At 69.1% G+C, this 22,073-nt stretch carries 19 protein-coding genes; 4 read left to right on the top strand and 15 right to left on the bottom strand.

Going from position 1 to position 22,073, the window contains the following annotated elements; translation table 11 throughout:
- Nucleotides 1-6 precede the first annotated feature (6 nt).
- From C8261_RS15150 to C8261_RS15110, 9 genes are all read right to left on the bottom strand, one after another.
- The gene (locus C8261_RS15150; protein WP_107494567.1) at nt 7-237 is read right to left on the bottom strand and encodes a zf-HC2 domain-containing protein; all 231 of its coding nucleotides are present in this window, start codon (nt 235-237) and stop codon (nt 7-9) included.
- Entirely contained in the window at nt 231-863 is a 633-nt protein-coding gene (locus tag C8261_RS15145) for a sigma-70 family RNA polymerase sigma factor (protein ID WP_107494566.1), read from the bottom strand. Before C8261_RS15145 ends, C8261_RS15150 begins: the two co-directional genes overlap by 7 nt.
- Nucleotides 864-1,015: 152 nt before the next feature.
- On the bottom strand, nt 1,016-1,840 hold the full coding sequence (locus C8261_RS15140; RefSeq protein WP_107494565.1) for a DUF547 domain-containing protein: 825 nt from the start codon (nt 1,838-1,840) through the stop codon (nt 1,016-1,018).
- Nucleotides 1,841-1,844: 4 nt separating this feature from the next.
- Nucleotides 1,845-3,989, bottom strand: a complete 2,145-nt coding sequence (locus C8261_RS15135) for an FAD-dependent oxidoreductase (protein ID WP_107494564.1) — start codon at nt 3,987-3,989, stop codon at nt 1,845-1,847.
- Between the two features lie 147 nt (nt 3,990-4,136).
- Nucleotides 4,137-6,926, bottom strand: coding sequence for an EAL domain-containing protein (locus tag C8261_RS15130; RefSeq protein WP_181358962.1), 2,790 nt, complete (start codon nt 6,924-6,926; stop codon nt 4,137-4,139).
- A gap of 41 nt (nt 6,927-6,967) precedes the next feature.
- On the bottom strand, nt 6,968-7,201 hold the full coding sequence (locus C8261_RS15125; protein WP_107494562.1) for a hypothetical protein: 234 nt from the start codon (nt 7,199-7,201) through the stop codon (nt 6,968-6,970).
- 8 nt (nt 7,202-7,209) lie between these two features.
- Nucleotides 7,210-7,821 (bottom strand): YitT family protein, encoded by a 612-nt coding sequence (locus C8261_RS15120; protein ID WP_181358961.1) that lies wholly within the window; start codon nt 7,819-7,821, stop codon nt 7,210-7,212.
- Between the two features lie 249 nt (nt 7,822-8,070).
- Nucleotides 8,071-9,447 carry a DUF3999 domain-containing protein gene (locus C8261_RS15115; RefSeq protein ID WP_107494561.1) on the bottom strand — a complete coding sequence of 459 codons (1,377 nt, stop codon included), beginning with the start codon at nt 9,445-9,447 and terminating at the stop codon, nt 8,071-8,073.
- Nucleotides 9,444-12,275, bottom strand: coding sequence for a DUF2339 domain-containing protein (locus tag C8261_RS15110; protein ID WP_107494560.1), 2,832 nt, complete (start codon nt 12,273-12,275; stop codon nt 9,444-9,446). Before C8261_RS15110 ends, C8261_RS15115 begins: the two co-directional genes overlap by 4 nt.
- A gap of 229 nt (nt 12,276-12,504) precedes the next feature.
- Here C8261_RS15110 and C8261_RS15105 point away from each other — a divergent pair, with 229 nt between their 5' ends.
- Genes C8261_RS15105 through C8261_RS15095 form a run of 3 tightly spaced genes read left to right on the top strand, consistent with a single transcriptional unit; the run spans nt 12,505 to nt 14,899 of the window.
- Nucleotides 12,505-13,188 (top strand): TIGR04283 family arsenosugar biosynthesis glycosyltransferase, encoded by a 684-nt coding sequence (locus C8261_RS15105; protein ID WP_107494559.1) that lies wholly within the window; start codon nt 12,505-12,507, stop codon nt 13,186-13,188.
- Nucleotides 13,185-13,796 carry a TIGR04282 family arsenosugar biosynthesis glycosyltransferase gene (locus tag C8261_RS15100; protein ID WP_235864943.1) on the top strand — a complete coding sequence of 204 codons (612 nt, stop codon included), beginning with the start codon at nt 13,185-13,187 and terminating at the stop codon, nt 13,794-13,796. The genes C8261_RS15105 and C8261_RS15100 overlap by 4 nt, the downstream gene beginning before the upstream one ends.
- Nucleotides 13,793-14,899 carry an FAD-dependent oxidoreductase gene (locus C8261_RS15095; RefSeq protein ID WP_181358960.1) on the top strand — a complete coding sequence of 369 codons (1,107 nt, stop codon included), beginning with the start codon at nt 13,793-13,795 and terminating at the stop codon, nt 14,897-14,899. Before C8261_RS15100 ends, C8261_RS15095 begins: the two co-directional genes overlap by 4 nt.
- Nucleotides 14,900-14,910: 11 nt before the next feature.
- Here the strand turns inward: C8261_RS15095 and C8261_RS15090 are convergent, their stop codons facing one another.
- The 4 genes from C8261_RS15090 to ppk2 form a co-directional block, all read right to left on the bottom strand.
- Nucleotides 14,911-15,609 (bottom strand): potassium channel family protein, encoded by a 699-nt coding sequence (locus C8261_RS15090; RefSeq protein WP_107494557.1) that lies wholly within the window; start codon nt 15,607-15,609, stop codon nt 14,911-14,913.
- The gene (locus tag C8261_RS15085; RefSeq protein ID WP_107494556.1) at nt 15,602-16,936 is read right to left on the bottom strand and encodes a TrkH family potassium uptake protein; all 1,335 of its coding nucleotides are present in this window, start codon (nt 16,934-16,936) and stop codon (nt 15,602-15,604) included. Before C8261_RS15085 ends, C8261_RS15090 begins: the two co-directional genes overlap by 8 nt.
- Nucleotides 16,937-17,086: 150 nt before the next feature.
- Nucleotides 17,087-18,238, bottom strand: a complete 1,152-nt coding sequence (locus tag C8261_RS15080; protein ID WP_107494555.1) for a trans-sulfuration enzyme family protein — start codon at nt 18,236-18,238, stop codon at nt 17,087-17,089.
- An 11-nt stretch (nt 18,239-18,249) separates the two neighbouring features.
- A complete protein-coding gene (gene ppk2 / locus C8261_RS15075) occupies nt 18,250-19,401 on the bottom strand; it encodes a polyphosphate kinase 2 (protein ID WP_107494554.1) in 1,152 nt (383 codons plus the stop codon).
- 183 nt (nt 19,402-19,584) lie between these two features.
- Here ppk2 and C8261_RS15070 point away from each other — a divergent pair, with 183 nt between their 5' ends.
- Nucleotides 19,585-20,529, top strand: coding sequence for an alpha/beta hydrolase (locus tag C8261_RS15070; RefSeq protein ID WP_107494553.1), 945 nt, complete (start codon nt 19,585-19,587; stop codon nt 20,527-20,529).
- 6 nt (nt 20,530-20,535) lie between these two features.
- Here C8261_RS15070 and C8261_RS15065 read toward each other — a convergent pair whose 3' ends face one another.
- Both C8261_RS15065 and xpt read right to left on the bottom strand, forming a co-directional pair.
- Nucleotides 20,536-21,396: an HDOD domain-containing protein gene (locus C8261_RS15065; protein WP_107494552.1), complete on the bottom strand. Its 861-nt coding sequence runs from the start codon at nt 21,394-21,396 to the stop codon at nt 20,536-20,538.
- Nucleotides 21,397-21,440: 44 nt separating this feature from the next.
- A complete protein-coding gene (xpt, locus tag C8261_RS15060; RefSeq protein ID WP_235864942.1) occupies nt 21,441-22,055 on the bottom strand; it encodes a xanthine phosphoribosyltransferase in 615 nt (204 codons plus the stop codon).
- Nucleotides 22,056-22,073: the final 18 nt, after the last annotated feature.

Genomic DNA, 22,073 nt, shown 5'->3' with positions numbered 1-22,073 from the left:
GCGGGCTCATCTGTTTTCCGGGGTGTCCTCGCTACAGCTTCCCGTCTCGCCATGCGGCGGCAGGTCGCCGTCTGCGAAGCGGGTCGTCACGCGGCGGATGAAGGCCATCTGGTCGTGGTAATTGGTACATCCAGAACACATCATCAGATGCATGCGCAAGGCAAGCCGCTCGCGCAGGCCGAGTTCGCGGTCAAGGGCCTCGGAGCACAGACGGGAGGCTTTCTTGCAGCTCAACATGTGCGGCACGCTCCCTTGACGAACCAGTTGCTCTCCAGACAGCCGCGCAGGCCGGTGCGGGCGCGGTGCAGGATGACGTGGCAGTTGTTCGCGGTGATGCCGAGCTCGGCACAGATCTCGGCGGTTTCCAGGCCGAGCATCTCGCGCATCATGAACACTCGCGCGACGTTCTCCGCGAGGTGATCAAGGCAGGCTTCGAATACCGCCCAGAACTGCTTGTTCTCCAGCGATTCCTCCGGTGCTGCCCAAGCCGCCGGGCGGCTCCCGGGGTGCCAGTGGCCATTGGCGCGGAAGAGGGCGTCGATGGCGCCGTCTTCGTCGTCGTTGTCGCTGCCGATGACCGTGCTGAGCAAGGGTGAGCGGCTGCCGCGGCGCAGGATGTCGATGATCTTGTTGCGCAGGATGCCGAATACCCAGGTTTTCAGCGTGGCCGTACCGGCGTAGGTGGCGGCGTTCATCAGGGCCGCCTCGATGGCTTCCTGTACGGCATCCTCGGCGAGTTCGGCGTCGCGCAGCTGCAGGCGGGCAAAGCGCAGCATGTCGCGGTGCAGCTCGCTCAGCAGCGCCGGGTCGCTGAGCAAGGGCAGGGGCGCGGTAGCGGGGGGCGTGGTGTGGCGGCCGGTCATGGTGATTCCGTATGCGCTGCGCGTAGCTCGGGCTCGGCGCAGATCAGGGCGTGCGAGACGATGAAGCTCAGCATGCGTTGCGGGCTCTCGATACATTACCTCAAAAGGCCTCGCGGGCTCGGGTCGATGCCTCGCCAGGGCGGTGATCGGCGCTACCGCTCAAGGTACGCGGGCGTGTCATTCAAGCTCCAGTCGTAGTCGAGGTACTCGATGCGGTACGCGCCGCTCAGCATTGCCTGTCGTTGGGATGCGTCCATGCCCAGTGCGTCGGCGTGGCGGGCAAAGGTGTGGTGCAGCGAATCGAAGCCGCGGTGGCCGGATGCGAAATCCCCGCGGTACCAGGCGAAGATTTTCGAGACTTGCAGAACGCCCCGTCCGGCGTCGAAACGGTTGCGGGTGCGGTCGGCGAGAAAGCGCCGCAAGCTGTCTTCGAACTGAGCGTCGAGGGCGTCCGCGGTGTAGGCGTGCGGGCGCAGCATCGGGCAGCCGACCGAGGCGCACACCACGGCGAAGTGGATGCGGGGCTCGTCGAAGGCGCCGGGGGCGCGGATCATGCCGTGTTCAATGTCGTCGAGCGAGAGACGGTTGCCGAGCAGCGGAATGAAGCGGCGCTTCCACGGCGAGCGCAGGAAGCTGCCGAGCTCCTTGATGGAAGTGATGCCCGGATAGCCACCGAGCACCAGCTCCACCGTCCAGGCGTTGTAGGCATTGATCAGAAAGGCGAGGCGCTGGTCGCGGTGCCACTGCTCGTACTCGGCCGGCGTTACCGTCGCCAGTGCGTCGAGATAGCCCTGCAGGGCCGCACGGTCGCGCGCCATGCCGCGATAGTCGAGTTGGCTGGCGTTGCCGTCTGCCAGCAGGCGGACATGGCGATCGAGCAAGCTGGACCATTGGCTGTGGGTGTGGTCGAAGGCCGCAGCGTGCATGCCCGGAGCGGACAGCAAGAGACAGGCGAGAAGAGTGCGCAGGATCCTCATGGCCTCACCCCCGGCGCCAGGCGTGGAAGCGTTCCACCCAGGCGAGCAGCTTTTGCGGTGCGTGGGCGCGTTTCCATTCGCCGGCAGCGTACTTGTTGGCCTCGGCGAGGGTGGGGTAGATGTGGATGGTGCCGAGGATCTTGTTGAGGCCGATGCCGTGTTTCATCGCCAGCACGTATTCGGCGATCAGGTCGGCGGCGTGTTCGCCGACGATGGTCACCCCGAGGATGCGGTCGCGCCCCGGTTCGGTGAGTACCTTGACGAAGCCGTGGGCCTCGCTGTCGGCGATGGCGCGGTCGAGGTCGTCGATGCCGTAGCGGGTGACTTCGCAGGCGATGCCGTGTTCGCGTGCTTCCAGTTCGTTGAGGCCGACGCGGGCGACTTCGGGTTCGACGAAGGTGGCCCAGGGGATCACCCGGTAGTCGGCCTTGAACTTCTTCAAGGGGTCGAACAAGGCGTTCACCGCCGCGTACCAGGCCTGATGCGCGGCGGTGTGGGTGAACTGGTAGGGGCCGGCGACGTCGCCGGCGGCATAGATGTTGGGGTAGTTGGTCTGCAGCCAGGCATTGGTGGCGATGGTTCTGCCGGTGGGGATGCCCAGGGTGTCGAGCCCGTAGCCGCTAAGGTTGGCAGTGCGCCCGACCGCCACCAGCAGGGTGTCGAAGGGGATGCGTACCGCGCTGCCGTGGTGGTCGGCAATCAGCACTTTTTCGCCCTTGTCGATGATGAAGCGGCGGGCGTCGTGGCCGGTCAGTACGTCGATGCCCTCGGCGGCGAAGCGCGCCGTCACCGCCTGCGACACGTCTTCGTCCTCGCGCGGCAGGATGCGCGCGCCACGCTCGACCTGGGTGACCCTGGCGCCCAGGCGCGCAAAGGCCTGGGTGAGTTCGGCGCCGATGGGGCCGCCGCCGAGCACCAGCAGGCGGCCGGGGGCCTCGCGCAGGTTCCAGACGGTGTCGGAAGTGAGGTAGCCGACCTCTTCGATGCCCGGTATCGGCGGCACACAGGGGCGGGCCCCGGCGGCGATGACGATGCTGCGCGTGCTCAGGCGGCGGGTGCTGCCGTCGTCTGCGGTGATCTCCACTTCCCACGGCGTGACGATGCGCGCCGTGCCCTGGACGACGTCCACGCCCAGGCCGCGGTAGCGCTCGGCGGAGTCGTGCGGTTCGATGGTCCTGACCACCCGCTGCACACGCTCCATCACCTCGGCAAAGCGGAAGTCGGCGCTGGCAGCGCTCATGCCGAACTCGCCTGCGCGGCTGACGTGCGAGAGGAATCTGGCCGAACGGATCAGCGCCTTGGAGGGCACGCAGCCGGTGTTCAGGCAGTCGCCGCCGAGCTTGTGCTTCTCCACCAGGGTCACCTTGGCCTTGACTGCGGCCGCGATGTAGGCGGTGACCAGTCCGGCGCTGCCGCCGCCGATCACCACCAGATTGCGATCGAAGCGGGCGGGCCGTTGCCATTGCGCGTAAACCCGGCGCGCCCGGATGCTGTCGAGCACTCTGCGGGCGATGAGCGGGAAGAGGCCGAGGAGGACGAAGGAGGCAAGCAGTGCTGGCGAGAGGATGCCGCTGAGCGAGTCGATCTGCGCCAGCTGGGTGCCGGCATTCACGTACACCACGGTGCCGGCGAGCATGCCGGCCTGGCTGACCCAGAAGAAGGTGCGCGCGGGCAGCGTGGTGAGGCCGAAGAGCAGGTTGATCATGAAGAAGGGCACTACCGGCACCAGCCTGAGGGTGAACAGGTAGAAGGCGCCTTCGCGGCGCACGCCGTCGTCGATCGCCGCCAGATGGCGGCCGAAGCGCGCCTGTACCCAGTCGCGCAGCAGGAAGCGCGAGAGCAGCATGGCCAGCGTGGCACCGACGGTGGACGCAAAGGATACGATCAGCGTGCCCCACAGCAGGCCGAACACCGCGCCGCCGGCCAGGGTGAGCAGCGCCGCGCCGGGCAGGGAGACCGCGGTGACCAGCACGTAGAGGGCGAAGTACAACCCTGCGGCAAGCCAGGGGCGGGCGCTGCGGAAGTCCTCGATGGCGGCCTGGCTGTCCTTGAGGGTCTGCAGGTCGAGGAAACGACCGAGATCGAGGGCGAACCAGAGCGCCAGCAGCAGTGCGAGGGAGCCGGCCAGGGAGAGTTTCTTGACGGACATCGTTATCGCTCGCATGCAGTAATTGAGGGGGTGCCAGCCGTTGCCCGGTCTGCGTCAGGATCGACCGCGGAGGGCGCAGATCAGAGCACTACCCTCACCCGGGGGCGTGCCGGATCCTGTCCGTTGGTCGCGCGGGGCAGTGTTTCCTTACAGTGGCGGTGTTGTCCACCGCTGCAGCCACAGTTCAGCGGGTTCGGGGCGGCCGAACAGGTAACCCTGGCGGATGATGCGCCCGCGGGTGCTGAGGAAGGTAGCCTGCTCGGGGGTCTCGATGCCTTCGGCGACTACCTCCAGGTGCAGGTTCTGCGCCACTGCGAGGATGGCATCGACCAGCGCGGCGTCGTCGGGGTCGCTGGGGGCGTCCTGGATGAAGCCCTTGTCGATCTTCAGCTCGCGGATCGGCAGACGCTTAAGGTAGGCCAGCGAGGAGTAGCCGGTACCGAAATCGTCGATCGAGAAGTGGATGCCGAGGGCACACAGCTCGTCCATGCGCGCCGCGGTTTCGCTGAGGTTGTCGATGAACAGGCCCTCGGTGACTTCAAGGGTGAGGCGGTGAGGGTCGGCCCCGGTATCGGCCAGCAAGCCTTTCAGCCAGGGGATGAAGCTGTGCTTGCGGAAGTGGCGCGGGCTGAGGTTGACCGACAGCCGCAGGTCGACCCCGGCGGCCTGCAGGCGGGCGAGCAGCAGGCAGGCTTCGCGGAAGATGAAGGCGCTGAGCTCGACGATGAGGTCGGACTGCTCGGCGACCGGGATGAAGCGCCCGGGTGGAATCGGTCCTTCGAGCGGATGCTGCCAGCGCACGAGTACTTCCGCGCCGGAGAGTGTGCCGTCGGGCAGGGTCTGCGGCTGCAGGTGCAGCTGCAGTTCCCCGTGGGCGAGCGCATGGCGCAGTTCGGCCTCGATACGGAAGCTCTGCGCGATGGCTTCGCCCATGTGCGATTCGAACACTGCGACCTGGTTGCCACCGCCATCCTTGGCGCGGTGCAGGGCGGTGTCGGCGCGGCGCAGGACGTCGGCCGTGGTGCTGTCGGCAGGGTCGGGAAAGGTCGCCACGCCGATGCTGAAGGTGACCGTGATGGCTTCGTCGTCGATATGCAGGGGTTGTGCCACGCTGGCGATCAGGCGATCTGCCCACTGGCGGGCAGCGGCCGCGGTGGCGGCTTCGTCCGCGCCCAGTTGCGGCAGCAGGATGGCGTACTCGTCTGCGCCCATGCGCGCGACGCTGCCGGCCTCGCCGACGCGCTCGTCCAGGCGTCGGCCAAGCGCAGTGAGCAGGGCATCGCCGAGTTGGTGCCCGCGGGCGTCGTTGATGAGCTTGAAACGGTCGATATTGACCAGCAGCAGCGCGTCGCCATGGTCGATGCGGGGCGTGGCGGCAAGGCAGTGGGCGAGCAGCTCGTTGAGGCGGCCACGGTTGGGCAGTCCGGTGAGACTGTCGTAGTAGGCCAGGCGATGGATGCGCTCCTCGGCCTCCTTGCGCGCGGTGATGTCCTGCTTCACGGCCAGATAGCCGAATACCCTGCCGTCGGCATCCTTGATCGGGGAAATGATCGCCGACTCCTGGAACTCGCTGCCGTCGCGCCTCAGATTGGCCAGCTCGCCCTGCCAGATGCCGCCGCCGGACAGTGTTGCCCACAGCCCGGCATGGACTTCAGGGGCGGTGCGCGGGCTCTTGAAAATGCGCGGGTTGAGGCCGATGACCTCCTTTGCAGTGTAGCCGGTGCTGGTCTCGAAGGCGCGGTTGACGTAGAGGATGTTGCCGTCGAGGTCGGTGATGATGATGCTCTCCGGACTTTGCTCGACGGCTTGCCCGAGGCGGGCGATCTCGCGCGCGGAGTCTTCCAGGCGGTGCTGGATGGCGAGCAGTTCGCGGTTGCGGCCGAGCAGGCGGATGACGCTGAACAGCAGCAAGGAGGCGATGGCGGCGATGAGGCTGAGCCAGGCGGACTGCCAGCGTTTCCATACCTCGGCGAGAGTGAACTCGGGCAACTGGTCGAAGGGCGGCAGGCGCAGGTCGCGCAGCAGATGGTCGATGCTGCGGTAGTCGCCGGGAATGGTGAACCCGGAGATGCGCATCTGGCGCGCCAGATCGCCGTCGTGGGGAATCGACAGCAGCGTCGAAGCAACCTGACGGGCAAGGTCGCGGTCGACGTGGGTCATCGCCGCAAATGGCCACTCCGGGTACAGCGCCGTCGATGACGGAAAGGGGAACTGCTGGTGACGGCGCGCCGCCACCACCTTGACGGCACCGGCTTCGAGTTTGCCAGCCGCCTGCATCGCCTCCAGCAGGCCGGTGCGCACGAAGCCCGCGTCAGCGCGCCCGGAGAGCACCGCCTCGACGACGCGGTCCTGCGGCTGGTCGGTTTCCAGTACCTGGTAATCCCTGAACGGCCGCAGGCCGTGCTGCAGCAGTTCATAGGCCTGCATCTGAAAGCCGCCGAGACCGCTGATATCCGGCGTGGCGACGGTCTTTCCGCGCAGGTCGGTGAGGCCCTCTATGTCTGCACGCTCGGCGCGGCTGAAGATCACCCCGCCGAACATGCTGACTGCTTCGCCACCCTCGCGGTTGACCAGGGTTGCCAATGGAGAGGAGAGCCGGTGGGTGTAGGTCAGTACGACATAGTGCGAGGGCTGGACGAAGACGAAATCGACTTCACCGCGGGCCACCGCGGCGTCCATTTCGCGGTTGCTGTAGGCGTGCTGCTCGAAGCGGACCCGCGGAATCTCGGCATTCAGGTGATCGATCAGCGGCTGCCAGCGCGCCAGGGTGATCTCCTTGCTGCGGAAGGACAGGATGGCGATGCGGGCGACCGGCAGCGCGGCGCCGTCCTCTGCCGGTGGCGCCGCGCGGGCTGGCAGGCCCGCCGCAACGAACAGCACTGCGGCCGCAAGCCAGACGAACAGACGGTACGCGGCGGGACGCAGGGGCTTGGGCACGCGGAGGGGCTCCTGAGAACGGTATGTTATGCGCAAGGCTATCAGCCCGATTTCTTTGCTGCTATAACTTTTGTTAAATCGTCGGTGGCCAGCCAGTCCACCCATTGCCCACACGCGTTGCGTGGCCCGCGCAGGCTGCCGTGCCACGGCCCTTCGATGCACGGGCCGCGCAGCCGTGCCGGATCGGGGAGCACCGTGCTGCCGTCGGCGGCGGCCTCGCGGCAGCCGCCCCAGCGCCGGCAGGTCGGGCAGCGCCCGCTTTCGGCGATGAGCATCGCCGCCCCTACATGCCGAAGTAGCGTCCGGGGCGGTGATTGATGGCGATCACCATGTTCACCGCCAGGGCGCCGAGGACCGACAGCGCCACCAGCCAGGGCGAAACCCACAGCAGCGCGGTGGCGAGGATCAGGCAGTCGGCGATCATCTGCACGGTGCCGGCGCGCCAGCCGCGCGTGCGCTGCAGCCAGATCGCCAGCACGCCGATGCCGCCGAGGCTGGCATGGTGGCGGATCAGCATCAGCAGTCCGGTGCCGGCGAGCAGGCCGCCCATCAGCGCGGCAAATACCGGGTGGATGGAGTCGATGCTGATCACCTGCGGCAGCCACTCGCTGAACAGTGCCAGCAGGACCACCGCGCAGAAGGTCTTGATGGTGAATTCCCACCCCATCGCCCTTACCGCAAAGACGTAGAACGGCAGGTTGATGGCGAAGTACAGCACGCCGAAATTCTGCGCGCTGGCGTAGTGCAGCAGCAGCGCCAGCCCGGCGGTGCCGCCGGTGATTACGCCGGCGTGCTTGAAGAAGACCACCGCGAGGGCGACGAAGAGCGCCCCGGCGAACAGGCCCTGGGCGTCTTCGAGCAGATTGTGGCGGGGGGTGGAAGGGGTGGGTGCCATGGGCGGCATGATAGGGCCGCCGCGCAGCAGCGAGAACGCGGGAAATCCCGCATCAGCGGGTCAGGCGGGCTGGCCCGCATTTCTCACACTGGCACGTCACGAGGGGGCCGAGGCGCCGTCGTGGTGCGCCGCACGGAGCGAGCGGCGCCGAAGGCGTAGCTGACACTACGTCGAGGCGGCGCGAGCGAGTACGGCGTGCCACGGCGAGCGCATCGGCACCCGCAGTAGGGACGGGGTGAGACATGCGGGCTAGTTGTCCGAGGACTGGATCAGCCGGCTCATTCGCCAGGCCATCAGGGCGAGGATCAGCACGGCGCCGACGAGCACGCTCCACAGCATCAGCCGCCGCGCATCCAGCGGCGCGCGCAGGCGCTCTTCGCCGCCGGCGCTGCGCGCCTCGCCGAGACGGGCGTCGGCGATGGCCGGCGGGCTGCCGTCGTCGCGACCGTAGCCGGGTACCAGGCTGGCGATGGGGTAGTCGCCGGGGCTGGCGTTGTGGCGCCCCCAGGCCAGCGTGAAGGGGCCCTCGCCGCGGGCGGCGAAGACCAGACGGTGCGGCACCCAGCCGATGTCGAGTGCCGGCAGGCCGCTGCCGAAGCCGCCGCCGCGCGCATCCACGCGCAACATCAGCTCGCCGACCGGCTCGGCGTGGATGTCGGGGTTGCGGCGTTCCTCGCCGCCCTCGCTGAGGCGGTACAGCTGGTGACGGCCGAGCGAGCGCCACTGGGCGTCCTTGCGGGCGCGCGCAAAGAGTTCGATGCCGACCACGCTGTTGGGTTGCGGCAGGGCGATGCGCACGCGGTCGGTGGGAACGGCGCCGGGGAGGGCGTAGATGAGTTCCTGACGCCCGCCGACCTCGCGCACTTCGGGGGCGGCGAGGCTCAGCCAGCTGCGCGCGGCCTCCTGCGGTTGCGGCACCGGCTCCACCCGCACGCTGGCGAAGACGCGCTCACGCAGGCCGGCGGGCGGCGCGCCCGACCAGGTCAGGCGCAGGTAGCGCGCCTGGGTGGCCGGCCATTCGATGCGCAACTGGGCGATCTCGCCGTCCTCGGCGGCCAGTTGCAGCAGCGGTGCGCTGGCCACCAGTGTGCGCCACTGGGCGAGGTCGTTGCTGGCCTCGACGCGCATGCGCCCGGAGAACTGGCGCTCCGGCTCGACCAGGCTCAGTTCGAGGGCCTGGATGCGCTGGCCGAGCTGGCTGGCATCCACCAGCCATGCCGCCGCCGGGCCGCGTGCCCGCCCCGATTCGCCGTGCAGGCTGATCACCGTGCCGTCGTCGCTGGTCTCCACGCGCAGGTTCAGTGCGCGGCCGCTGTCCGCAGCGGTGCCGAGCACGAACAGCGGCACCTCGGTGGGGCGCGCGGGCAGGCTGCTGGTCAGCGCGCGCGGCTCGAAGGCGTGGGGGACGATCTCGCCGGCGCCGTTGAACACGCGCAGGTCGGCAAGCGCACCGTCGGTGAGGCTGCGATACACCTGCGGCGGCAGTTCGACGCGCTGGAAGGGGGCGCCGGCACTGAGCTCGATGGCTGCCGCATAGGCGAAGTCGTCCACTTGCGCGGCCTGTGCCGGCAGGCTCAGTACGATGCCCAGGATGGGCCAGAGGGGAAGGCGGAGGAGGTCTCTCATTGCTGCTCGGCGGTCGTTTTCGGAGGCACGGGGGTGAACCAGCCTATCACCAACATCAGCACGCCGACACCCAGGAAGGACACCACGCGCTCGATGCCGCCGATGTTGGAGAGGTCGATCAGGAACAGCTTCACCACCACCACCGCCATCAGCGCGGCCCCCGCCATCCACAGCGGGCGCAAGCCGCGGCGGGTGGCGAGCAGCATCACGGCAAGCGCGATGGCGGTCCAGAACAGCGCCAGCGCGGCATGCACCAGGCGCGAGCCGGCCAGCGCGTCGAGCGCCCACGGTACCGCGGCGAAATGGTGGAGGCTGCGCAGCAGCACGCCATTGGCGAGCGCGAAGGCGCACAGTCCGGCTATCACGACGAGCGTGCGCTGAGCGTCCGCGCCGCCGTCGAGGAGGCCGGCGCGACGCACGCCGGCATACCACCACAGGCACAGCAGCAGGGCGCCGGCGAGGCCGATTTCCAGCGGATTGAGCAGTGGCAGGTAGGGCAGTGGGTCGGCATGCCCGGGGCTGGCAATGTTGGCCAGCATTGCCCACAGCAGCAGGAAGGCCGCCACCGGGGCGCCGCCGTGCAGCAGATAGGCGCGCCGCTGTGCGCCCAGCGGCCAGCGGGCGCACTCGCGCAGATGCACAAGCGCGGCCAGCACGGCACCGGGGACCAGCGCCAGGCCCAGCACCGCCCAGCTCGAAGCACCGTCCACCACGCCGTCGATGGCGCGCGCCGCGGCCACTCCGGCGACCAGCGCCAGCACCCAGACGCCGAGCGCATGGAGCCAGCCGATCGCCCGCGGATAGGCCTCATCGTGTCCGCGCAGGGCGTACAGGTGCGCGCCCAGCGCCGTCGGCCAGGCCAGCCAGCCGAGCGCGGCGAGCGGGTTGGTGCTTGCGCCGGCGGCGGCCAGCGCGGCGATGGCGAGCAGCGGCGAGATCAGCACCGCGGCGGCATTGCCCGCCGCCCATGCGGTGCGCCGCGCCAGCGTGGCCAGAGCCACTGCCGAGAGGGCGGCGAAGAGCAGCGCGCTGTTGGCGAACAGGTGCGCCGGCAGGTGGCCGTCGATCTGCAGCACGCCGGCGCTTCCCCACCACAGCAGGCCCCAGCCCAGCAGCACGGGGGCCGCCGCCCGTTCGAGCGGATGCACGATGTCGCCGTGGCGGTGGATGAGCCAGGCGCTGAACAGCCCCGCAGCGGCGATCAGCGCGCAGCCGAGGAACTGCGCGTTGAGCACCGCCAGCGTGCCGGCGCCGGGCAGGTCGATCATGAACGCCGCGCCGGCGCCGAGCTGCAGCAGGATGGCGAAGGCGCGGGCGGCAAGGCGGCGTTGGCGCAGGCCCATCCACAGGATGGCGGCAGACTCCAGCGCCCACGCCGCGGCGGTCCACCGCCCTTCGAAGGCGAGCGGGATGGCGAGGGTGGCAAAGACCACGCCGAGGGCCAGGAAGGCTTCCAGCAACAGGCGCAGGTGCTGGCCGGTGCGCGCCCACAGCAGCCGCGCCAGGGCGAGGTAGAAGATGCCCAGGGCAAGGGCGCTGAACGCCGCGCCGTACTCGAAGGCGCTCACCAGACGCAGCTGCAGGCCGAAGGCGACCAGCGGGGTGCCGAACACCAGGGTGCCGTCGAGGTAGGCGGCGATCTTGCCGCCATTGGCCTCGGCGGCCCGGCTGCGCAGCGCGTAGCCCACCGGCACGGCGACATACATCAGGAAGAAGAGCAGCAGGAAGGGTTCGACGCTGGCGAACAGTTCGGCGCGGTAGTACTGCGCGCCCCACAAGGTGGCGATGACGAAGGTGAACGCGAAGCCGAGCAGGTTCAGCTCGCGCCAGGTGCGCCGCCAGGCCAGGGCCAGCACGCCGGCATTGAGCAGCGCGTAGTAGGAGAACAGCGCGACGTGACTGCCGCTGCCGGTGGAGGCGAGGATGGGGGCGAGAAAGCCGCCGGCCGTTCCCAGCACCGCCAGCGAGCGGCCGTCCTGCAGCAGTGCCAGGATGCCGGCGCACACTGCGATGGCGACCAGCAGCGCAAAGGCTGCCGGTGCCGGAATCAGTTCATAGAGGCGCAAGGCAGCGAAGACCACCAGATAGAGCACACCGATGCCACCGCCCTGCAGCGCCAGCGCATAGCCCACGCGCCGCGTGCGCAGGCGCCAGCCGAGGCCGAGGAGGGCGATGGCGCCGAGCGCGGTGGCGCTCAGGCGCAGTTCGATGGGGACATGGACGTGCTCGTAGGCGAACTTGAGCAGGAAGGCGACGCCGAAGAACAGGATGACGATGCCGATGCGCACCACCAGATTGCCGCCGAACAGCCAGTGGCGCAGCCACTCGGGCAGCGCCGGGGGGCTGATCGTGGGGGGCTCGGGGAGCACCGTGGGCGCCGGCAGGGGGCGTCGGGGCGCGGACGCAGCGGGCGGGGTGGGCGCGGTGGCCCGGGCCGGGGCGGCCGGCTCGGGGAGGTCGAAATCGAACTCTGTCGGCGCCGTGTCGGTGGCAGCCTCGACAGTAAACACCGGCAGCGGCGCTGCCGGCGCGGCGTCGTATGGTGGTGCCGCTGCCGCGGTGTCGTGCGGTGGTGCCGCTGCCGCGGTATCGTGCGGTGGTGCCGCTGCCGCGGCGGGCGGCGCGTCGCGGCGGGCGTCGAGGTCGGCGAGGCGGCGGGCGAGTTCGCTCTGGACCCGCTGCAGATGATCGAGGCGTTGCTCGATGCGCGCGCGGGCGTTGTCGTCGTCCTCCGACAGCTTGCGGCGCCCGATACGGCCACCGATGATGCCGCCGACGAAGCCGACCAGCATGATGGCGCCAAAAACGAGCAGAATGAGGGCTTCCATGGCGGGGATCCGGTGCAGTGGGTAAGGTATCCGCAGCGCGTGCGGACTTGCCGTCGGCATGCGCTGCAGCATCGGGCGCAAGAATACTCCGTGAGGTGGTGCTTGGGGGGCGGGGGCGTGCAGCGCCGTCGCAAGTGCGGGTGATGAGGACTCAAGGTATCGTTTGCATGTACTTGTCGTGCAGCCATTTCGATCAGGTTCGCGCCCGCCGCAGCGCCGGAGGGGCATCGTGAAGGCCTTGTCGGTGATCATCCCGGTGCTCGACGAGGCCGCCACCATCGACGCCGCGCTCGACCGTCTGCAGGCGCTGCGCGCGCGCGGCGTGGAGCTCATCGTCGTCGATGGCGGCAGCAGCGACGGCACCCCCGACCGCGCTGCCGCGCTCGCCGACATGGTGATCGGCGCCCCGCGCGGGCGCGCCCACCAGATGAACGCCGGCGCGGCGCAGGCGAGCGGGCGGGTGCTGCTCTTTCTGCATGCGGACACCGTGCTGCCCGCAGGGGCCGACCGCATCATCGCCGGGGTGGTGTCGGCGGGCCGTCAGTGGGGGCGTTTCGACGTCGATATCGACGGTGGCCACTGGATGCTGCCGGTGATCGCCGCGGCGATGAACCGGCGTTCGCGCTTTACCGGCATTGCCACCGGCGACCAGGCCATCTTCGTCACCCGCGCCGCCTTCGACGCCGTCGGGGGCTATCCGCCGATTGCGCTGATGGAGGACATCGCCCTTTCGCGCGCGCTGCTGCGCGCCCATGCGCCGGCCTGTCTGCGTGCCCGCGTGCACACCTCCGGGCGGCGCTGGGAGCGCCATGGGGTGTGGCGGACGATCTGGCTGATGTGGCGCCTGCGCGCGGCCTATCGCCTCGGCGCCGATCCCGCCGCGCTCGCCCGGCGCTACGGTTACCGGCCGTGACCCCGGTGCATGTGGTGGTGTTCGCGCGCGCGCCGCTCGCCGGTGCGGCGAAGACGCGGCTGATCCCGGCGCTGGGCGCTGCCGCTGCGGCGCGTCTGCATCGCCGCCTGGTGCTGCGGGCGCTGGCCACCGCGCATGCCGCGGCGCTCGGGCCGGTAAGCCTGTGGTGTGCCCCCGACTGCAGCGCGCGTTTCTTCCGCGCCCTCGCGCGGCGCGGCGTGGATTGCCGTGCGCAGTGCGGCGCGGATCTTGGTGCGCGCATGCTTCACGCCCTGCAGGCCGCGCTGCCGGCGCCCACCCTGCTCATCGGCAGCGACTGCCCGGCGCTCACCGTGGCCCATCTGCACCAGGCTGCGGACTGCCTCGCCGCGGGCGCGGAGATGGTCTTCCTGCCCGCCGAGGATGGCGGCTACGTCCTCGCCGGCACCCGCACGCAGGTGCCGGAAGAAGCTTTCACCGCCATGCCCTGGGGCAGCGCCGCGGTGATGGAGACCACCCGCGCGCGCCTGCGCGCCAGCGCGCTGCGCTGGGCGGAGCCGGCCTGCCTGTGGGACGTCGACCGGCCTGCCGACCTGCTGCGCCTGGCCGCGCTGGAGGCGGAGCGGTGAAGCGCCTGGTGCTGCTCGGCGGCGGTCACGCCCATGTCCACGTCCTCGACCGTCTCGCCGCCGAACGCCCCGGCGGCGTCGAGGTGGTGCTGGTGTCGCCGCACGCGCGCCAGCTCTATTCCGGCATGGTGCCGGGCTGGATCGCCGGGGAATACGCCATCGAGGCCTGTGCGCTGCCGCTGGCGGCGCTCGCCGCACGCGCCGGGGTGCGCTTCGTGCAACAGGCCGCACTGCGTCTCGATGCCGGTGCGCGGTGCCTGTGGCTGGCCGACGGCAGCACGCTGGAGTGGGATGTGCTCTCCATCGACGTCGGCTCCGTCAGCCGCGGCGCGGAGTTGCCGGGCGCTGCCGGGTACGCGCTGGCGGTGCGCCCGCTGGAAGGTTTCGTTGCCCGTCTCGATGCCGCCCTGCAGGCCGCGGCGGCGTCGCCCCACGGCCTTGCCATCGTCGGCGGCGGCGCTGCTGCGGTGGAACTGGCCTTTGCCTGTGCGGCGCGCCTGCGCGGCGGTGGCGCCAAGGGGCCGGCGTTGCAGTTGCTCGGCGCCGCGGCCCGCCCGCTCGCCGGCATGCCGGCCATCGTGCAGTGGCGTGCCGCCGCCCTGTTGCGTGAGCAGGGCATCCGCTGGCGCGGCCACAGCCGCGTCGTCGCCATCGACGCGCAGGGCGTGCGGCTGGATTGCGGCAGCCATCTGCCGGCGGCGCAGATCATCCTTGCGGCCGGCGCGGCAGCGCCGCGCTGGCTGGGCGAGGGCGGGCTGGCTACCGACGCTGCAGGCTTCGTGGCGGTCGACGCCTGCCTGCAGTCGCTATCCCATCCCGGCGTGTTTGCCGCCGGCGACTGCGCAGCGCTGCCGCAGGGGCGGCCGAAGTCGGGCGTCTATGCGGTGCGCGCCGGCCCGCCGCTGGCGGAGAACCTGCTGCGCGCGCTGCGCGGCGCGCCGTTGCAGGCGTGGTCGCCGCAACGCCGTGCGCTCTACCTGATCCGCCATGACGACGGCGCGGCGCTCGGCGCCTGGGGCGCGTTGGGCTGGTGGGGGCGGTGGAGCGGGCGCTGGAAAAGGCGCATCGATTGCGCCTTCATCGCCCGCTTCGGTGGTGGATGACCGCTGCTGCGTCAGCCGCCGCGCACCTTGGCCGCCGCGAAGCCCTCGACCTGGCGGGTCGGACCGGAGACGATGAGGAGGTCGCCGGGGCGCACGATGCTGCCTGGTTTGGCGTGCTGGAAGTCTTCGTGGGCGCGCTTGATGCCGACCACCGTTACACCGAATTTCTCCCTTACCCCGGAGTCTGCCAGTGACAGATCGTGGGTCAGCGCCGGGGCGTGGATCTTGGCGATGGCAAAACCGTCGTCGAACTCTATGTAGTCCATCATTCGCCCGCTGATCAGGTGAGCGACGCGCTCGCCCATGTCGGCTTCCGGATAAACCACATGATGCGCGCCGATGCGCTGGGCGATCTTGCCGTGTTCGGGCGTCATTGCCTTGACCCAGATGTCCGGAATATCGAGCTCGGTGAGTGCCATTACGGTCATCAAACTGGCGGCCAGATCGGTGCCGATGCCGACAATGGCGTGGGAGAAGTCGGCCACGCCGAGCTGGCGCATGGTCATTGCGCTGGTGGAATCGGCTTGCACCGCATGGGTGAGCAGATCGGCCCATTCGTGCACCGGTTCGGCGTCGCGGTCGATGCCCATGACATCGTGGCCGAGTTGCATGAGGGAATTGGCGACCGAGCCGCCGAAGCGGCCCAGTCCGATCACGACTACGCTGTCGCCCTTGGAAAAGGCGAAGCGTTCGGTAAATAGCCTAGCCAACAATGGGATGCTCCTCGGGATAACGATAAGGCATGCGATGCTCGCCCAGTGCAAGCGAAGCTGCCAGGGTGATGGTGCCGACGCGCCCGACGTACATGAGCAGGGCGAGCATCAGTTGCGCAGCCTCGGGCAAGTCGGCAGTGATGCCCGTCGACAGGCCTACCGTGGCGAACGCGGAGATGACTTCGAAGATCACCTGATCCGAGGGGATGTCGGTCTGGCGCAGGATTACCAGTGTGCCCAGCACCACCATCGTGCTGCCCAGCACCAGCACGGTGATGGCCTGCCGCTGTGCCGAAATGCTGATCCGGCGGCCGAAAGCCTCGGTATCGCTGCGGCCACGGATTTCCGCCACCACCAGCAGAATCAGGATCATTGCCGTGCCCACCTTTACCCCGCCGGCAGTGCCCGCGCTGCCTCCGCCGATGAACATCAGGAAGTAGTGCAGGCCCCAGCTCTCGTGAGTCAGCGCCCCGATGTCGATGGCGTTGAATCCTGCGGTGCGCGCGGAAACGGAGGCAAATGTGGCCGAGAGGAGCTTCTCGGCGACCGTCAGGGGTCCCAGGGTGAGCGGATTGGACCACTCGAAGAAGAGCAGGATCGCTGCGCCGCCAGCCAGCAACACGCCACTGCCGAGCAGGGTCAGTTTGGTGTGCACCGACCAGTGATGTGGGTCCCGCAGCCGGTTGCGCAGGTCGTGGAGCACCGGAAAGCCAAGGCCGCCAACGATGATGGCGAGCATGACGGGGACGAGGATGAAGGCGTCTGAAGCGTAACGCACCAGGCTGTCTTCATGGATCGAGAAGCCCGCATTGTTGAAGGCCGAGACGGCATGGAACACGCCGCTCCACGCCGCCTCGGTCAATGGCAGGTCGTAGGCCGCATGCAGACGGGTGGTCAGAAATACGGCCACGATGGACTCGGCGATGATGGTGACGATCAACACCAGCTTTGCCACACTGGTAACGTCACCAACCCCCAGGCTGTGTGTCTCGACCTGGGCGGTGAGTTTGGTCCGCAGGCGTAGTGAGCGATTCACCATCAGACCGAGGAGTGTGGCCGCAGTCATCATGCCGAATCCACCGATCTGGAAAAGGGCCATGATCACCACCTGGCCAAAGGGAGACCAGTAGGTTCCGGTGTCGACGATCACCAGTCCGGTTACGCAGACCGCGGAGACCGCCGTGAACAAGGCCACGATCCACGGTGCTCCCCCTGCCTCGGCATGTGCGGCAGGCAGCATCAGCAGTGCGGTTCCGATCAGGATGGTGATCAGGAAGGCCGCAGGGACGATCCGGGCTGGATGCTGGACTTCTCTGATGCGCAAGATTTCTCCGGCCGCTGCTCAGGCCACGGTGAGCACTGCTCCGTGGCGGTTCAGCGCCGCGCGGGGTATGCCGAGCGGCCTCATGAGGCGGCGATCATACTCCCATTGTCTGCAGCACGGTGGCGGCCAGTGTCCGTTTGCCCTGCCGGACTACGTGCCCGGGAGTGAAGTGCGGCCCAGCGCCTGATCCAGATCGGCGATGAGGTCGTCCACCGCCTCGATGCCGATCGACAGTCGCAGCAGGTCGGGTGGGCACAGCGAACCCGGGCCCTCGACGCTGGCGCGATGCTCCACCAGGCTTTCCACCGCCCCCAGCGAGGTAGCGCGCTTGAATACCTGCAGGCGGGCGGCGGTATCGCGGGCGGCCTGTTCGCCGCCGGCGATGCACAGCGACAGCATGGCGCCGAAGCCGCCGTCCATCTGCGCCGCGGCCACGGTGTGGCCGGGGTGGGTGGGCAGGCCGGGGTAGAGCACCGCGGCGATGCGCGGATCGACAGCGCAGTGCTCGGCGATGCGCTGGGCGCTGGCGCAGGCGTGGCGCACGCGCAGATGCACGGTGCGCATGCCGCGCAGCAGCAGCCAGGCCTCGAAGGCGCCGAGGATGGCACCGCCCTGGGTGCGATTGACGCGCACGCGCTGCCACAGCGGGCAGGGCTGGCGGCATGCGAGGGCGCCGGCAACGACGTCGGAGTGGCCGTTGAGATACTTGGTTGCCGAGTGCATGACGAAGTCGGCGCCCAGTGCCAGCGGGCGGCTGAGCACCGGTGTCGGTACGGTGGAGTCCACCGCCACCAGGGTGCCGTGGGCGTGCGCGGCACTGCAGGCGGCGGCGATGTCGGTGATCTCCCAGGTCGGGTTGGCCGGGGTCTCGATCCACAGCAGGGCGGGCGGACGCGCGGCCAGGCGGCTGGCGAGCGCGGCGCTGTCGCCGTTGTCGTAGAAGTCGATGGCGATCAGGCCGCGGGCATCGAGTTCGCGCATCCAGTTGCGCAGCGACCAGTACATCGCGCGTGGCGCGAGCACCTCGGCGCCGGCCGGCAGGGCGTGCAGCAGGGCGGTGGCGGCGGCCATTCCGGAAGGGAAGAGGAGGGCCTGCTCACCACCTTCGAGGGCGGCGAGCAGGGCTTCGGCCTGGTCGTAGGCCGGGCTGTGGTCGCGTGCATAGACCCGCCCGCCGGGGTAGTCGCCATCGCCGCCACGCTCGAAAGTGCTGCTCGGGTGCAGCGGTGGGGCGAGGTCGTGAAAGGGCTGGGCGACCCAGCCCATGGCCTGGGCGGCGAGGGTTTCGGGGGCGGGTTTCATTGGCTGGGCGCTCACAGCAGGGCGCTGGATTCCTTCTCGCCGCGCTCATAGACCACGTTGGCACGGCCCACCAGCAGCGGGTCGAGGGGGCCGATGGCGTCGATGTTCTTGTTGGTGTAGGGCAGCTTGTGGAGCACGTAGCGCAGGGCGTTGAGGCGCGCGCGCTTCTTGCAGTCCGACTTCACCACCGTCCACGGCGCATCGGCGGTGTCGGTGTAGAAGAACATCGCCTCCTTGGCCTTGGTGTAGTCGTCCCACTTGTCCAGCGAAGCCAGATCGATGGGCGACAGCTTCCACTGCTTGAGGGGATGCTTCTCGCGCTCCTTGAAACGGCGACGCTGCTCGCCGCGGCTGACCGAGAACCAGAACTTGATCAGGTGGATGCCGCTGCGCGCCAGGGTGCGCTCGAACTCGGGCACCTGGCGCATGAACTCGTTGTACTCGTCGTTGCTGCAAAAGCCCATCACGCGCTCGACGCCGGCGCGGTTGTACCACGAGCGGTCGAAGAGGATGATCTCGCCGGCGCTGGGTAGGTGCTGGATGTAGCGCTGGAAGTACCACTGGCCGCGTTCGGTCTCGGTGGGCTTCTCCAGCGCCACCACCTGCGCGCCGCGCGGGTTGAGGTGTTCCATGAAGCGCTTGATGGTGCCGCCCTTGCCGGCGGCGTCGCGGCCTTCGAAGACGATCACCACCTTCTGCCCGGTCTCCTTCACCCAGGCCTGCAGCTTGAGCAGTTCCACCTGCAGGTGGTACTTCTGCTTCTCGTAGTTCTTCCGCGACATCAGGTTCTTGTACGGGTAGCCGCCTACCCGCCAGTCGTCGGAGAGCTGGTCGTCGGGGGCCACGGGCAGCTTCGTGGCCGGTTCCTCGGCCTTCAGCAGGGCTTCGCGCAGCACCGCCGCATCGTCCGGCGAAGCCCCGGCGAGGATGGCCTCCAGGGTCCTGGCGAGCGAGCCGATGTCCTCATCGGCGGCCCTGGCGATGATGTCGCGCACGGCCACTTCCTTGCTGTCGCGCGCGGCGCGCACGGCCTGGTCGAGTTCGAAGTGTTCGATGCCCGCGGGCGACTGGTCGGGGGCCACGTCGCCGGCCTGCGCCGGGCGCGGTGTGCGCTTCACTGCCGGGCGGCGGGGTGCGGACGGGGTCTTCTTTTGTGTGGTCATCTTGAGCCTCTCCCTGGTCGTCTGTGCGTAAGCGTTTCATTGTATGCCAAGGACTGCGGGGCTGAGGCGGCCCGTCAGGGGGCGCTGCACAAGTTTGCACCGCCGTACCCCGCCGGGGCTCGGCGGCGCGGTTAGAATGCCGCCTGTCGTTTCTTCCGTGCGCGCTCCGCGCCGCTTGCCGTCATGCCTCTTTCCCCTCAGGCCCGCGCCATGCTGGACATGGTGTACCGGGTCGGTGCGCCGCGTTTTCACCACCTTTCGGTGGCGCAGGCCCGCCATTCCTTCCAGAAGCTGCAGTTCGCCTTCCGCCCCGAGGCGCCGGCGGTGGCCTCGGTGACCGAGGTGCCGATCGCGCGCGGCGACGGCAGTGCGCTGCTGTGCCGCTACTACCGCCCGCTCAGTGCGCCGCCGCAGGCGGTGCTGCCGCTGCTGGTCTATTACCACGGTGGCGGCTGGTGCGTGGGGGAGGTGGAGAGCTACGACGTGCTGTGCCGCGAACTGGCCAACCTGTCGGGCTGTGCGCTGCTGTCGGTGGATTACCGCCTGGCGCCCGAGCACCCCTTTCCGGCGGCGGTCAATGACGCCGCTCTGGCTTATGAATGGGCGGTGGACAACGCCGGCCTGCTGTCCGTCGATGGCAGCCGCGTCGCGGTGGGTGGCGACAGTGCCGGGGGCAATCTCGCCATCGTCACCGCCATTGCCCGGCGCGAGTGCGGTGTGGCGCTGCCGGCTTTTGCACTGTTGATCTATCCGTGTACGGAGATCCTCAGTTCGCGCGCTTCACGCGAAACATACGGCGACGGCTATTTTCTCGATCGCGAGAGCCTGCAGTGGTTCTTCGAGCGCTATCTGCCCGCGGGCAATACCGCGGACTGGCGGGCCTCGCCGATGTGCGCGGCGTCGCTCGCCGGCCTGCCGCCGATGCTGCTGGTGACCGCCGAGTGCGATCCGCTCACCGATGACTGCGTGGCCTTTGCCGAGCGCGTGCGCAGCGAGGGTGGCGCGGTCGAACACCTGGCGGTGGACGGCATGGTGCATGGCTTCATCACCCTGGGGAAGTTCTTCCCCGAGGCCAACGACACCGTGCGCGCCGCGGCGGCGGCGCTCAGGCGCGCGCTGGCCGGCTGAGGGGTTTCAGCCGACGACGGCGGAGATCAGTTCCTGGCGGCCTTCGCGGGCGGCCTCGACGAGTTCGGAGAACTTGTCCTTGTCGATGCCGGCGGTACACGCGGCAAGCAGCCCGCCGCGGTTGTTGAGGCCGAGCAGGGTGTCGAAGGGGTTCGGGGTCTCGGCGGCGAGCCCGGCGGTGAAGACGATGTCGGCAAGGTCGACGGGCGGCCACGAGCCGCCGTAGGGGTCTTCGTACTGGAAGGCGTCGAGGATGGTCTCGGGCAGCTCGAAGGCTTCCAGCACCGCACGCCCGACCGGTTCGTCCCAGGTCGACACGAACTCGGCAAAGCGCGCCATGTTGTGTTCAAGCGCGGGGAAATCGGCCGCGCGGGCGAGGAGGAAGAACTGGCCGATATCCACCATCATGCCGGCGAGCATGGCGGTGTCCGGATTCACCGAGCGCAGGTGGCGGGCAAAGGCGTACGACCACGCCGCGACATCGACGGTGTGCATCCACAGCCCGGAGGCCACCAGACGCATCTCGCGCGAGCGGTGATCCTGGGCGAGCTGTTCGGCGGCTACCGCGAAGGCCAGGCAGCGCAGCGCCGACAGGCCGATGCGCTTGACCGCCTCATTGACCGCGGTGATCTGCGCGCCATAGGGGTTGAGCAGCACGGCATTGGCCATGCGCACCACCTTGGCGCTGAGCACCGGCTCGGCGCGTACCACCGCGGCGATCTCGTCGAGGGTGGATTCGGGATTGTCGGCGAGCTTCTTGATGCGCAGGGAAACGTCGAGCGCAGTAGGGAAGTTCAGGCGGCCTTCCTGAAGCTCCTCTTCGATCTGGTTGGCAAAGGCCTGGGCCTGTTGTTCGAATTCCTGCATGGCGCGCGTCCCGGTGACAGCTCAGAGTGTCAGTTTAGCGCAGATCAGCCCTGCGGCTGACGCAGCACCGCCTTGCCGTCGCGCAGAGCCTCGACCTGGGCCAGCGTGGCTACCGGTACACCCAGTTCGCTGACCGACTGATGACCGTTCCTGAAGCGCTTCTCGACGATGAAGCCGGCGGCCAGCACCTCGGCGCCGGCCTCGCGGGCCATCTCCACCAGTGCCACAGCGGTGCGGCCGTTGGAGAGGAAGTCGTCGACGATCACCGTGCGCGCGCCGGGCTGCAGGTAGCGCTGCGAGAGCACCAGCTTGGTTTCGCCGCCCTTGGTGGGCGAGGGGATGACGCGCGAGATGTAGGGCGATTCCACTTCCGGGGCGTACTTCTTGGCGTACAGCAGCGGAACGTTGAGGGTCTGTGCCACCACCAGCCCGGGGGCAATGCCGCTGGCTTCGGCGGTTAGCACCACCGTGGGGTGGAAGGCCGACAGGCGGCGGGCCAGTTCGCGCCCCATCTCGGCGATGAAGGCCGGTTCGATGCGGTGGTTGAGGAAGTGGTCGATGCGCAGGATCTGGTCGCCGATGACCGTGGCTTCGGCTTCGATGCGGCGGACCAGGGGGGCGTAGGGGAGGTCTAGTGCGGGGAGGTGGGGGCTCATCATTGGTGCGGGAAAGCCCCC

The organism is Pseudothauera lacus, from assembly GCF_003034845.1.
Taxonomy (GTDB): Bacteria; Pseudomonadota; Gammaproteobacteria; order Burkholderiales; family Rhodocyclaceae; genus Pseudothauera; species Pseudothauera lacus.
The sequence above is the reverse complement of the archived record's forward strand: the minus strand, read 5'-3'. Positions and strand labels throughout refer to the sequence as shown.